Genomic DNA, 13,780 nt, shown 5'->3' with positions numbered 1-13,780 from the left:
AGGCAGCTAAGAATAGGTCAGGAAGCAAGCAACCTACCTGCTGAACAAGCAGTTAATATTCAAAACCATCAAGTTTTCTCTTGGTGGTTTTTTGTTTTACAGCTTGTGTTGTGACGGCGGATTGGTTGTGGCCATTTAAGAACAGCAACGCACTTTTGCCCCTAAGTTTGTTTCCACGCATTCGTTCTAACGACAGTCTAGCTGATTTTGCTATACTGCAACTAATCTAAATCTTCTGTCAGGTTGTATGCTATGAGCAAGAAAAAGTTGTCCGAAAAAGAGTTGTTAGAAGGGATGACTCCTTATAATACCCACAGTGATTTGCTCGCAAAGACAGAAATAAAGCCTGATTGGATGTCTTTCGCCGACGAGGTTGAACGGCTTACAGATGATTTCATAGCTAACCGAAATGAGGTTTTCGATGATCCTAGTTCCGATTTGGTGAACCCATATATTTTTCTTTCAAACCTCAAGTTAGCACTTGATAGCCTTCCTGATGGTGATATTGAACTTTATGACTTGGGCAATGAAATTGGTCGGGTTATTGCTAGTTTGAGTTCACCAAATAAGACACGTTTACGTGAAGTCACTGATGGTATTGAACATGGTTTTGATTTAAAGAGGATCTTCGAATGAGTAAGCTTGATGAATGGGTTGACAACAATATGACATTAACCGGTATCATCATAATGGTTGCTGGGTTAACGCTCGGATACATCCTTTTCTAACATCGATTGCTATGTCTTTGAAGAAAACTTCAGTCGTTGCAAGTTTTATATTTGCAACAATTCCCACAGGCTCCAATTGTTCTACAGCCTGTTGCACAAATTAGTCTAAATAAAAAGTTGCTTAGACCTTTTACTCATTCACACCCTTATCATGGGCCTTTGCAATACCAAAAGTAATCCACTTTATTCCCACTCAAATCCTAAAAATATGCCATCTGTTTGACATGAGCACCAGTTGCACATATTCGATTGTGCTAGCATCCAAAAAGTCAGCATTACACCACTTCAAAGGAGAAACCATTGGCTAGACGAGGTAGTGGTTTACGAACGGCTATAAAGATTGTTAAAGCAATAGATAGAGCTAACAAACAAGCTGCTCGTGAATCCCAGCGTAGGCAAAAAGCTAATGAGCGAGCACATGCTCAGGCAATGAGAGAGCACGAAAGAGAAGTGCGAGAAGCTCAGCGCGAATTACAAAGGCAAGAAAGACTAAATAAGTCAGCAGCAAAACAAGCTTTTAAAGATGCAGTAGCTAACGCCGCAGAAGAATACCAAGAGCGATGTGAAGAGCGAGCAGCTCTTAGGAAACAATTCATACAAGAGGTTCTAAAGTAATCAATGGATAATAATTTACTGATGTTGGCAGGCTTATCATTAATAGCTGTCGTATTAACTTATATTCTAACAAAACGCTCAGCAGATAAGAAAATCGAGCAATACAAGTCGCTAGATGAAGCACTAGCAAAAACAAAAGAGGAATATGATTCAGTGTGTATGAGCCGAGAATCAATAATCGCTGCCACTGAAACCGCAAAGCTAGAGCTAGATAAAATCAATGAGGAAACTGCCGAACTTCAAGCTTTGAAAGGACAAGATAATGTACTAAAAAAGAGCATTCAAGAGCAGCAAGCGACCTTAGAATCGACTAAATCAACACTAGATGAACTTAACTCAAGTATTGAAAAAGGTGAGCTTGAGCTAGAAGAGTTAATGGGTGATCTCGACTTATATTCAAGGCTTGATGAATACACTGCTCATGGTCATTTTGAAATGCCAAAGTACCTTTACGAAACATCTACTCGATTTGCGGAAGAGATCAAGGATATTAGGCAGCAGCAAAAAGACATGATAAAAGATAAAACAGCGATCACTTTCCCAGAGTCAACGGTGATATCTAACGACAAGTCATTCAATAATTCAGTTCTAAATGGTCAAGTTAAACTCATGCTTACTGCTTTTAATATTGAATGTGATCTTCTTATCGGTAAGGTGTCGCCGAGTTCGTTTGGGCGTACTCTAGAGCGTATAGAAAAACTTGCCAACACACTAGAAAAGTCAGCTGCGACATTAGAGTGCGGATTTAATATAGATTACATCGAACTTAAGTTCGAAGAGTGTAAGCTTCAATACCAATACACACTTAAAAAGCAAGAAGAGGTCGCTGAGCAGCAGCTTATCAAAGAACAGATCCGTGAAGAACAACGAGCTATTAAAGAGTTTGAGAAAGCGATAGCCGATGCCGAAAAAGAAGAAAAAATGTACCGAAATCTTCTTGATAAAGCACAGCGAGAACTTGCTAACGCTACTGAGCAGGAGCGCTCTGAAATGGAGAAACGGATAGCAATGTTAGAGCAGCAGCTCGCCGAAGCAGAAGCCAAAGAAGAACGAGCTAAGAGTATGGCGGAACAAACCCGTAAGGGGCATGTTTACGTCATCAGTAATATTGGTTCGTTTGGTGAGGATGTTTACAAGATCGGTCTTACTCGCCGTTTAGAGCCAATGGACAGGGTTAAAGAACTAGGCGATGCAAGTGTACCATTCCCATTTGACGTACATGCCATGATTTACACCGATGATGCTCCAGCTCTTGAAACAGCATTACACCGCGAATTCAATTCTAAACGTGTAAACGCTGTAAACCTTCGCAAAGAGTTCTTTAATGTCGACCTTGCATCTATCCAAGAAGCCGTAGAAAAGATAGCTGGAATAGAAGCCGAATTTAAAATGACTGCTTTAGCTGAGGATTACTATGAAAGCTTGAGATTAAGTGAAGCAGCATAATGTGGAAATGTACTGAGCTAGCTGCTGTAGCTAGCTCAATTCTGCCCCAAAGTTGCTTAGACCTTTTACTCATTCCCATCCTGTTCAAGAGTTTTCCCCTACTAAAACTTATCCATTCTTCTAGTACTGTTCGTTGTGAATCCCCATGTTGTATTACGGGGGTAAATTCCACCTAAGTTCAACGTTTGTGACGTATGGTCCTATATTCATACAAAAAATATGGAAATAGTTGCACCTCTAATATAGATTATCATGCGATAAGTTGCGTCTATTCATATGGTTACAAGCGTATCCAAATTAAGAGTCAAGGTATTAACAATGGAAAACCTTTCCTATCAGAAATTCTCACAAATCAACCTTAATGATCCCTTCTTCTCAACACTTAAAGCTGATTACGTTGAGTTTCCGGATTGGTTTGCTAAAAAGGCACGCGAAGACGAAAGTGCTTACGTTCTTTATAACCGACATGGTGTAATCGAAGGGTTTATGTATCTCAAAATTGAAGTCGGAGAAATTACGGATACAAATCCACCTTTACCAAATGCTACTCATCTAAAGATCGGTACCTTTAAGTTTGATTCAGCAGGAACTCGCCGTGGTGAGCGCTTTATTAAGAAAGTCTTTGACCATGCTATTGAGTACAAGGCTGATGATATTTATGTAACGATTTTCGACAAGCACGAATACTTAATCATTTTAATGCAAAGATATGGCTTCAACATCATTGCGACTAAAGAAACAGCGAATGGTAATGAAAATGTACTGTTTCGCAAAATGTCGTCTGTAACTGGCGACATTTTGCATGATTATCCAAAATTTGAAACTAGAGGTAACAGTAAATACCTGATGTCGATTTATCCCGATTATCATACACGTATGCTACCTGACTCGATTCTTAACAATGAGTCCCACGACTTGATTCAAGATGTTTCTCACACTAACAGCATCCATAAAATTTACTTGTGTGCGATGGAAGGAACCTCGAATTTCAAACCCGGTGATATTATCGTTACATACCGTACTACGGATCGTCAGGGACCTGCGAGATACCGATCGGTTATAACTTCAGTCTGTGTTGTCGAAGAATACAAAAACATAGGTGAATTCAATACGTTAGAATCTTTTCTTCAATATGCTGGCTCATATTCAGTGTTTAGTACTGAAGAGCTGACCCGCTTCTATAGGACAAAACGCTATCCTCATATCATTCGATTCACGTATAATACTGCTATGACTAAACGCGTAATTCGTGGCCGACTTATTGATGAAGTTGGACTTAGCGATGGACCTGGCTCTTATTGGGGCGTAATGAGATTAACAGATCAGCAGTTTCATCATATGCTTGATTTAGGTGAGTTAGATGCAAGTTTTATTATCAATTAAGCCCGAATTCGTCGAAAGAATTTTTGCCGGGGAAAAGAAATTTGAATATCGCAAAGCAATCTTTAGACGTAGCGATGTAGAGAAAGTGATCATCTACTCTACACTACCTGAGGGTAAAGTAGTTGGTGAGTTTTCTATCGACAAGATACTAACGGACACTCCACAAAAGATTTGGAAGCAGACAAAAACCAAATCGGGAATCAACAAAGAGTTCTTTGACGAGTACTTTGATGGTCGAGCAGAGGCTCATGCAATAAAAATTGGTAATGTGAGAAAGTATCTCACCCCTTTCAAACTAGCCGACATGAAAGAGAAGGTTTCAGCACCGCAATCTTTCAAATATTTATCGTGCGAGTTACTACCCGAGTTAGCGTTTGAATGAATAAATTGATTTTTGTTTCTGGGGTGCATGGTGTAGGAAAATCCACACTATGTAAAAAGCTAAATGAGCATGTTGATATTCCATCGTATTCTTGTAGTGAGATCATTAAGGCAAACTCTGAGTATGTTGAAACTTCTAAGGTTGTTGATAAAGCGGAAGCAAATCAAATCGCTTTGCTCAATGGCTTATCAACATTACGCAATAGCTCGATTTTTCTTGACGGCCATTTCTGTCTCATCGGTAAAGATTCACAAATCATTGAACTAGATTTTTCTGTTTTTGAGCAAATAGCTCCAGCTTTGATCATTAATGTTATTGCTGAGCCGGACGAAATACATAGACGACTTGTCTCTCGTGATGGTGATTCTATAGGTATCTCATTGATTGAGAGCTTACAGAAACAAGAAACATCTAATGCACATGCTTTTGGTAACTCTCGAAGTATACCTGTAATTGATTATGTCTCTGGTACAGATGTGTCAAACTTGCTCAAACAGATAAAATAGACTGATTAGTTCAGTTTTATAAAGACTCCTTTCGGCTGTCTCTTGATCACAAGTCTTCGAGATTGAGAGACATGGCCAATTCGTAACCCTCAAGGATGGTTTGTAATTTAAAGCTTCTTTCCCACAATACCTCTACTGAAGCCCGGCCTGTCCGCTTGGTATTTTTCCAACCCCCTAATCTGGCTAGACGCTCGTACGCCCACTGCATATCTGGCGCCTGTTGCGGTAACGGACCTCCCTCCTTTTTCAGCCAAAGTAACTTCCAGGTTTTCTGACCCAACAATGTTTCACAACATTGTTATTCCACTTCCGCTTTATATTCCTTCATAAAGCGAAGTTGGAGTAGGCGATAAAAGCCAGTATCACACTCATGCGCTCCAGATTCTCCAGTCTCTGCATTCTAGCGGTGCCGCTGCTTTCCATACCTTTCAATCAACCAACGATGCTCGTAATAGCTGACAACCTCCAGCGCCTCTTCTGAGCATGTGATAGGTAATAGTTTTTCCCTTATCCCATTCTTTAACTGTTCTCACAGTTTTTAAACAAAGTTCAGCAGCTTGTTCGACGGATAACCACATTCAACCTCACGAAAAATATAGTTTTTTGTCATTTCGTGATACTTCATTAAATTGCCCCTCAAAAGCGGGACATTCTATATATAATTAATATGCAGCTGCATTAAGTATAAGCAGATAAAGTGCGCACTGTGCGAAGGCGTATTAATTGGCAAATTTGCCTTATAAAAAGTTATTCATGAATAGCTAATATTAGAACTCCTGAAACTAATTTTTGTCCATCTTCGAGCTAGCTAGGTGTGGCTCGCTCAGGTTTGTCCAAGAATGTGCGTTCATCATCCAGTTGGGACAACTCATATTGTGTCAAATGGCCAATCAATAGGAAAACAATTACAGTAATCTTATCTCCGTTGCGCTGTTGCAAAATACCTAATCTGAAATACAATATACTGTATCTATATACAGTGTGTGTTTTGTGTGAAAGTTATCCCTATCTTTGCTCATGCAGGTATCACAGGCTTTGAGAGTCCTGCTGAAGAGTATACTCAGCTCGCTTTAGATCTAGACCGGCTTCTTATTGAGCATCCTTGTGCCACGTTTCTGGGATATGCATGTGGAGATTCTATGCAAGATGTGGGTATCTTCGACAAAGATTTACTGATTGTAGATCGCTCATTAGATATACAAGATTTCGACATCATAGTGGCAAACCTCAATGGGGAATTTATTTGTAAACAAATTGACCTCAATCGTCGATTACTCCTCTCTGCTAATGAGCGATACCAGCCCGTTCCTATCCACGAATTTGATCAATTTTCCCTCGAAGGGATTGTAACTCGCTCAATTCGCTGCCACCGAGTGAGTCCATTGTTGAGAACAAGATAATGTTTGCTTTGGTTGATGCTAATTCTTTCTACTGTAGCGCTGAGCAAGTTTTCCGCCCCGATTGGCGTGGAAAGCCGATGATCGTTTTGTCCAATAATGACGGTTGCATTGTCGCAGCAAATCGACAAGCTAAAGAAGCTGGCATAGAAAAGTTCAAACCTTACTATCAAGTTAAAGCACTTTGTGAACAGAAGGGGGTGATTGCTCTGTCATCGAACTATGAGCTGTACGCGGATTTATCTGCCAAAATGATGCAGGTTATTGGTCGCTTCGCACCTGAACAACACATATACAGTATCGATGAGTCTTTCCTTTCATTTGAGCATAGCTTTCCAGCCATTCGTTCTCTTAAAGAGCACGGAATGAAATTACGACGCGCTGTTTGGCGTGAATGTCGCTTACCCGTATGTGTCGGGTTTGGGCAAACATTGACACTCGCCAAAGTGGCCAATCATGCTGCGAAAAAAATTGAGGGATATAATGGGGTATGTGTCTTAGATAGCGAACGAGAGCGTAGGGCGGTTTTAGGGCAACTGCATGTCTCAGAGGTATGGGGCATAGGCAGGAAACTAACTCATCGATTAGAGATGATAGGAATTAATACAGCGCTCAAGCTTGCCAATTATCCTCCTGCACTGATTAGAAAAGAGTTTAACGTAGAAGTGGAGCGTACAGTACGTGAACTCAATGGACAAAAATGTAAGGGTTGGGATACCGCTAGAGCGGATAAGAAACAAATATTTTCTACCCGCAGTGCAGGGCAGAGGATTACTAACCTTGAGTCGTTGCGGCAAGCGTTGTGCAAGCATGCGAATATTGCTTCCCTTAAGGCTCGAAAACAAAAATCACTGTGTCGAGTGATGCTTTGTTTCGCTAACAGTTCACCATTTGACTCGCTTCCTGTGGTACGCCGAGCGGTTCATCGTTTTGCGTATCCTACTGCTGATGTGACTCTGATAACTCAAGCCGCCTCTCGACTGGCAGAGCAGTTATTCCAACAGGATGTGAGATTTTATAAAATTGGTGTTGGGCTGATTGACTTAGTTGACGGTCAGCATGAGCAGCCCGATCTGTTCAACCTGACCCCGAATAATCCTAAGCTTATGAATGTGTATGACACGTTAAACAATCGATTTGGGAGTGATGCTATCTTCCTTGCTGCTCAAGGCATAACTCAAAAATGGGCAATGCGGCGTGAAATGTTATCCCCTCAATACACCACCCGTTGGCAAGACCTACCAAAAATCAAATGCTGATAGTGTGAATTATGCTCTACCTAATACAGAGCTAGTTTGGTTTTGCTCCCCAATGCGCTACCTTACTTCTGCCCCTCGAGTTTATAAACAGCCATTTGACTTAATTTTTCTTATCCGAGCAAAGGGCATTTCGTCTGAGTTTTCTAAGCTAAATATGATATTGTAATCATATTGGTGTTCTTAGTGCCGCTGTTACCAATAGGAGCGCTATCACCTCTATTGATGTGATTAATCGTCACTTAAGTCACAACACCTAAAAGTTAGAACTTTAAACACAAAAGGAAACATGATGCGATTCCTCGAAAATGGACCTTCAATACCTGATGAACTCTTATTAGCCAGAGACCAAGGTCGGGTGGTATTTTTTTGTGGTGCAGGTGTTTCAAGAGCAAAAGCGGGATTTGCCGACTTTTTTGGGCTAGCTTCATCTGTAACATCTGAGCTTGGTGTAGAAACCAGCAGTCCTGCCTTGAAGCTTATAGATGCAGCTAAAGCAATAACCGCTAGTACTGGCGTGGAAGGAGTAGTTTCGGCTGATAGGATATTTGGTTTGCTGGAGCGAGAGTTCTTAACGAGAGATATATATAAATCAGTAGCTAAGGCTCTCACGCCTGAGAGAGAAATTGACCTAAGTGCACACCAAACGATGCTTAAACTAGCTACAACGAACGATGGTATAGTACGTTTGGTAACAACTAACTTTGATTGCTTATTTGATCTTTGCAAACCAGATATAAATACCTTTATCCCCCCAAGACTACCTGATCTTAATCATCCAATTGAATTTAATGGTACGGTATATCTTCATGGCAAAGTAAACGAGGATGGTACAGGTGCTGCAAGCAACGGCTTTGTCCTCTCAAGTTCTGAATTTGGAGATGCTTACTTGGCTAATGGTTGGGCTACCTCATTTGTCAAAGGGATATTGGAAAAATATGTCGTAGTTTTTGTCGGTTATTCTGCGGACGATCCGCCAATTCAATATTTGTTAGAAGCACTCAATAAAAGCTCAAGCCATCTTAACGATATATACGCATTTCAATCTGGTGATGAAGGTTACGCTAGCTCAAAGTGGCACCATAAAGGGGTAAAAGCGATTGCGTATGACGATACAAATGGGCATATCGCGCTTTGGAACACTTTGGAATCTTGGGCAGATCGGGCTTCTGACCCAGATGCATGGTATCGAGGAATAATCACAAAAGCTGGAATGGGGCCTCACCTGTTACAGCCCTTTGAACGCGGTCAGATTGCACATATTGTTTCTACAACCGAAGGAGCCAAAAAGTTTGCTAATAGTGAAATACTAGCTCCTGCCACTTGGCTTCATGTGTTTGATCCTGAGCTGAGATATGAAGTTCCTCGTAAGAATTTATCCGGTAAAGAAAACCTAGCTGATATGGTAGACCCATTTCACTTTTACTCTTTGGATTCGGATCATACACCACAGCATGTTGACCCTAATGACTTTTATAACAAACGTGAAGTTCCCACTGGTGCATGGGATGCTTTTGAGTTTAATTCACAAGATATTAAAGGAACACAAGACCAACGTTCTATCAGATTTAGAGGGGATGATTCCAGTTTCCCTCAGTTTTCTACCCTGCCTCAAAGGCTTAACGCATTAACATATTGGTTGAGCAGAGTGGCGGAACAGCCTGAAGTAATCTGGTGGGTTACGAAGCAGCAATGTCTTCACCCTTGGGTTCAGTTTGTACTTAAGTCACAATGTGAGCGTCGTTCTAAAAATATGGAAAGTACACTCAATGAGGCATGGAACTATGTTTTTGATGGCTTTGAACAAACTGATAAAAGAGGACACCGCGATTGGTTTACTCTGGAAGGAGCAATAAAGAATAATGGCTGGTGTCCCAGAAAATTACGGCAATTTGAAAAGATAACGAAACCATTCATCAAGGTCACACCTCCTTACCGCACCCCGAATGAGATCAACCGAGAGCAGATTAGTTTAAAAGACTTAATTCATTTAGATGTCCATTACCCAGAACTACCAAGAAGGCTAGAAATTCCTGATGAGTGGATAATTCGTATCGTTGAAGTCCTGAGACGTAACCTAGAGCTTGCTGTTGAACTAGAAAAAGAAATAGGAGGATACGGCCTGAGCCTGAGTTGTTCGTTAACACCGGATAAGACTACAGAGGATTCGTATAGTCGAACTTATGGTCTATCTGCATGGGTATTGCTGTTTGTTTCTTACTTAGAGAAATTAGTATTGATTGATCTTGATGCAGCTCGGAAGGAGCTTTCAAGGTGGCCATGCGCTGACAGTACTATCTTTGCAAGGTTAAAGATTTGGGCGTTAGGGAAAACCAATCTTGTGCCTAATGAAAGTATTATTATTACTTTAAATCAACTTTCAGACGAGGCATTTTGGGATAATTATAATGCTAGAGACTTGCTTCTAGCTTTCGTAGCCAGATGGAAAGAACTCGACAAATGTAGCCGTTCCGCAATAGAAAATAGAATATTGCAAGGACCTAAACCTTGGAAAAACGAAGATGAAAGTAGATTTAAGGAACGGAATGCGAGGAATATTCTGGATAGAGTAACTTGGCTTGAACAAAATGGTTGTGAGTTAACAATAGCTACGGATAAGTTAGTTGATCGGCTAAGAGATGATACGCCGGAATGGAAGCCTGAGCATGCAAAAGATGCAGCGCGCTCCTTTCAAGTTCGCAGTGGTATTGTTACCAAAAATACAGACTATTCTTTGTTAGCAGATGAACCAATAGCCTCAATCCTTGAAAGAGCAAGTGAATTATCTGGTAGACAAGCTGATTTTTTGATTGATGAAGACCCATTTCTTGGTTTATCACAAGAAAAACCGATTCGAGCTTTCAACGCTTTAACTTGTTCTGCAAAAAAGGGAAACATTGTTGACTGGGCTTGGGATACTTTCCTTTATTCTGAAGCCCGTAAGAATGATAAACCCCGATTTATGGCATTAATTGCAGAGCGTTTGTCTGGTTTTACCAGTAACGACTTGGTAAAAATACTTCGTTCAGTATCAAGCTGGTTTGAGAAGTCTACTAGCGTACTCGCTGATAATTATTATGCTACATACTATAAATTAGCGTTTAAATTAGTTGATGTAATGTCGATACAACCTGCTAAGGGTGAATCTTCAACAATACGAGGTAGTAAAGCTCCTGATTGGGCCATGGAGTCAATAAACTCACCAACTGGAAACTTAACCAGTGCAATACTGCAATCACAGCATAGCCGTACTTTTGAATCTGGAGAGTGCTTCACTGGAAATTTATTGTTATTGCTCAACCAATTATTAGCTTTACCTAATGATTTACATCGTTACGCAATGGTTATACTTAGCCGCAGTTTAAGTTGGTGCTTTTGGGTTGATCCTGACTGGACTCAACGGAACTTGCTTTCTGTCTTAAACTCTTCTTCCAGAGAAGATCGTCAGGCATTTTGGGCTGGTGTTTTATGGGGAGGAGTTTGTGGGAAAGAACTATTCACCATTTTGAAGCCAAGTATTCTGGAGTTGGCATATTCAGGAGAAGTTGAAAGCCGAGGTCATCAGGATGCTATTGTGGGATTAATTTTCTCAGCTTGGAAAATTAAAGATGAGGATAAAAGGTGGGTATCTGATCTTGAATTAAAAGAAGTATTAATTAAAGCAAGTGATGACTTTAGGTGTGGAATATTATGGCAAGCTAGGCATGGAGATAGTGAAGACAAAGAGCATTGGTTACTACCATTCAGAGAACTTATCTCAAATGTTTGGCCTAAACAGCTTGCTGTTAAATCACCCGCTGTATCAGAACGCCTTTGTGATATCGTATTTTGGTCGGAAGATCACTTCCCTGAAATTGTAAACCTAATCACTCCGTTCTTAACGAAATTAGAATGCGCTAACCATATCTACCTGAATGACGACAACGTACTTAAACAATATCCTAATGATCTTTTGTTACTCCTGAACATCATATTACCTGATGATGTTCACAAATGGCCTTACAACATGGGGGACTATTTAGACCAAATGATAGAAGCCAATACCGAGTTAGGTGATGATGAACGCTTTATCGAACTCAAAAGAAAATGGGATGCAAGGTGAGTCGATTTTAACAAATATTCGAGATTTTAAGTTACTTTTTCTTATCGGAGTAAGGCGCGTTAGAGTGAGATATCTAACGCTTTTTTGTCTAAAACTTTGTTAAACGTATGCTCATTGTTTTTCCAATGCACACGATTATCTACGAGCATTGGTTATTATGTAGTAACTTTACAACGTAATATTCCGATACCTACTCAAATATGCTGACTTTTGATGCAATCTTATGCGAACTTATTCTGCAAATTTCTTCGTAACTACTTGAAAGCTAGCTCTGTCTATGCAGACTTATGCTGCAAGCATCACATCTGACGATCTAAAAATCCCATTCCTTCCCAATAATTCTGTGAGCTTCCTTGTTCAAGGGATAAGTTGGCCTAACTTCAGCTATCGCTATTTCCCCCCCCTCGGTTCTACTCATTTTTCTAGCCTTAATGATTTTTTATCCAATACACCATCAAACACTGATTGACATCGATTTTTTATTCAATAAGATATTCACATATCCATATATATTGGAGTTGATTATGTTACCTCACCAGTTTTTCAAATTACTCGCCGATGAAACGCGAGTGCGCTGCTTACTGATGATTGCTCGGGAAGAGAAGGTTTGTGTGGCTGAACTCACCGAAGCCTTGAATGAAAGTCAGCCGAAAATTTCTCGCCATTTGGCGTTGCTGCGTGCCAGCGGCGTGGTGGTCGATATCCGTCAGGGGCAGTGGGTGTTTTATCGTATTTCCGATCAACTGCCGGGATGGATGCGCAAGCAGATCCAAGGGTTGGTGGAATCCAACTGTCTTAAACAAGAATACCAGCAAGATATTCAGCGCCTCGCCGAGATGACCTCTCGTCCTCAGTGCTGTGTGTAGAGAACCAAGTTGAGTTATCCCCCAATGGCTTAGCGTTGCAGCCAAGGTCGCTACTTAGTTGGGAAGGAATAAAAGCAAGTTTAAAGGAAAAGGAAGATGGCAATTAAAGTCGGAATTAATGGATTTGGTCGTATCGGGCGTTTGGCTTTAAGAGCTTCGTTTGATTGGCCTGAGATTGAATTTGTACAGATCAATGATGTGGCGGGCGATGCTGCAACATTGGCACACCTTTTGGAGTTCGATTCGGTACAAGGTCGTTGGCACCATGCCGTGAGCAGTGAAGCGGATGCGATCCTGATCAACGGCAAACGCATTCGCGCAACACAAGAAAAAGCGATTGATGCAGTGGATTGGTCGGGCTGTGATGTGGTGATTGAGGCTACGGGTAAGCACCGTAAAGGCGAGTTCTTGAACCAGTATTTGGCACAAGGAGTAAAACGCGTCGTCGTTTCAGCGCCTGTCAAAGAAGAGGGGATCGCCAATATCGTGGTGGGGGTGAACGACCATATCTTCAATCCTGAACAACATCGCATTGTTACTGCTGCTTCTTGTACCACCAACTGTATTGCCCCTGTGGTGAAAGTGATCCACGAAAAACTGGGTATTGCGCAAGCCTCTTTTACCACCATCCATAACCTAACCAATACGCAAACCATTTTGGATGCACCGCATAAAGATTTACGCCGTGCGCGTGCTTGCGGTATGAGCCTTATCCCCACTACGACAGGTTCTGCCAAAGCGATTATCGAAATTTTCCCGGATCTGAAAGGCAAGATTGATGGACACGCCGTGCGTGTGCCGCTGGCGAATGCCTCGTTAACCGACATCATTTTTGATGTGGAGCGTGATACGACGGTGGAAGAGATCAATCAGCTGTTAAAACAAGCCTCAGAAAACGAGCTTAAGGGTATTTTGGGTTTTGAAGAGCGTCCACTGGTGTCGATTGATTACCAAGGCGATCAACGTTCAACGATTGTGGATGCGCTCTCCACTATGGTGGTTGGTAAGCGAATGGTGAAAATCTACGCTTGGTATGACAACGAAATGGGTTACGCCACGCGCACCGCGGAATTGGTTCGTAAAGTCGGCTTGGCATAAG

The 13,780-nt window shown here is 41.2% G+C and carries 11 protein-coding genes and 2 pseudogenes; 11 read left to right on the top strand and 2 right to left on the bottom strand.

All coding sequences use genetic code 11. The features are described 5' to 3' along the window. The first annotated feature begins 252 nt into the window (after positions 1-252). The 6 genes from EPB59_RS07740 (at position 253) to EPB59_RS07715 (ending at position 5,060) form a co-directional block, all read left to right on the top strand. Entirely contained in the window at positions 253-636 is a 384-nt protein-coding gene (locus tag EPB59_RS07740; RefSeq protein ID WP_000038289.1) for a hypothetical protein, read from the top strand. Between the two features lie 392 nt (positions 637-1,028). Continuing rightward, the gene (locus EPB59_RS07735; protein ID WP_000113900.1) at positions 1,029-1,343 is read left to right on the top strand and encodes a hypothetical protein; all 315 of its coding nucleotides are present in this window, start codon (positions 1,029-1,031) and stop codon (positions 1,341-1,343) included. Positions 1,344-1,346: 3 nt separating this feature from the next. Next, positions 1,347-2,789, top strand: a complete 1,443-nt coding sequence (locus EPB59_RS07730; RefSeq protein ID WP_000369786.1) for a DUF4041 domain-containing protein — start codon at positions 1,347-1,349, stop codon at positions 2,787-2,789. Positions 2,790-3,107: 318 nt separating this feature from the next. Beyond that, complete coding sequence (locus EPB59_RS07725) at positions 3,108-4,172, top strand: hypothetical protein (RefSeq protein ID WP_000429454.1); 1,065 nt, start codon at positions 3,108-3,110, stop codon at positions 4,170-4,172. Beyond that, a complete protein-coding gene (locus tag EPB59_RS07720; RefSeq protein ID WP_001197714.1) occupies positions 4,150-4,554 on the top strand; it encodes an ASCH domain-containing protein in 405 nt (134 codons plus the stop codon). The genes EPB59_RS07725 and EPB59_RS07720 overlap by 23 nt, the downstream gene beginning before the upstream one ends. Continuing rightward, entirely contained in the window at positions 4,551-5,060 is a 510-nt protein-coding gene (locus EPB59_RS07715) for an ATP-binding protein (protein WP_001037425.1), read from the top strand. The genes EPB59_RS07720 and EPB59_RS07715 overlap by 4 nt, the downstream gene beginning before the upstream one ends. Positions 5,061-5,106: 46 nt before the next feature. Here EPB59_RS07715 and EPB59_RS07710 read toward each other — a convergent pair. Both EPB59_RS07710 and EPB59_RS18515 read right to left on the bottom strand, forming a co-directional pair. Then, positions 5,107-5,553: pseudogene (locus EPB59_RS07710) on the bottom strand (IS4 family transposase); the annotation flags it as partial. Between the two features lies 1 nt (position 5,554). Next, a pseudogene (locus EPB59_RS18515) lies at positions 5,555-5,685 on the bottom strand (regulator); the annotation flags it as partial. A gap of 367 nt (positions 5,686-6,052) precedes the next feature. On the opposite strand from EPB59_RS18515, the gene EPB59_RS07700 reads away from it, so the two are divergent. From EPB59_RS07700 to EPB59_RS07680, 5 genes are all read left to right on the top strand, one after another. Further along, entirely contained in the window at positions 6,053-6,460 is a 408-nt protein-coding gene (locus EPB59_RS07700) for a LexA family protein (protein WP_000864707.1), read from the top strand. Beyond that, positions 6,460-7,716: a Y-family DNA polymerase gene (locus EPB59_RS07695; protein ID WP_000457824.1), complete on the top strand. Its 1,257-nt coding sequence runs from the start codon at positions 6,460-6,462 to the stop codon at positions 7,714-7,716. Before EPB59_RS07700 ends, EPB59_RS07695 begins: the two co-directional genes overlap by 1 nt. 286 nt (positions 7,717-8,002) lie before the next feature. Beyond that, positions 8,003-11,815 carry an SIR2 family NAD-dependent protein deacylase gene (locus EPB59_RS07690; protein ID WP_154172157.1) on the top strand — a complete coding sequence of 1,271 codons (3,813 nt, stop codon included), beginning with the start codon at positions 8,003-8,005 and terminating at the stop codon, positions 11,813-11,815. 524 nt (positions 11,816-12,339) lie between these two features. Continuing rightward, the gene (locus tag EPB59_RS07685) at positions 12,340-12,681 is read left to right on the top strand and encodes a metalloregulator ArsR/SmtB family transcription factor (protein WP_000936745.1); all 342 of its coding nucleotides are present in this window, start codon (positions 12,340-12,342) and stop codon (positions 12,679-12,681) included. A 96-nt stretch (positions 12,682-12,777) separates the two neighbouring features. After that, on the top strand, positions 12,778-13,779 hold the full coding sequence (locus tag EPB59_RS07680) for an ArsJ-associated glyceraldehyde-3-phosphate dehydrogenase (protein ID WP_000985833.1): 1,002 nt from the start codon (positions 12,778-12,780) through the stop codon (positions 13,777-13,779). The last annotated feature ends 1 nt before the right edge of the window (position 13,780 follow it).

The organism is Vibrio metoecus (genome assembly GCF_009665255.1).
Taxonomy (GTDB): domain Bacteria; phylum Pseudomonadota; class Gammaproteobacteria; order Enterobacterales; family Vibrionaceae; genus Vibrio; species Vibrio metoecus_B.
This window is presented reverse-complemented; position numbering and strand designations above follow the sequence as displayed.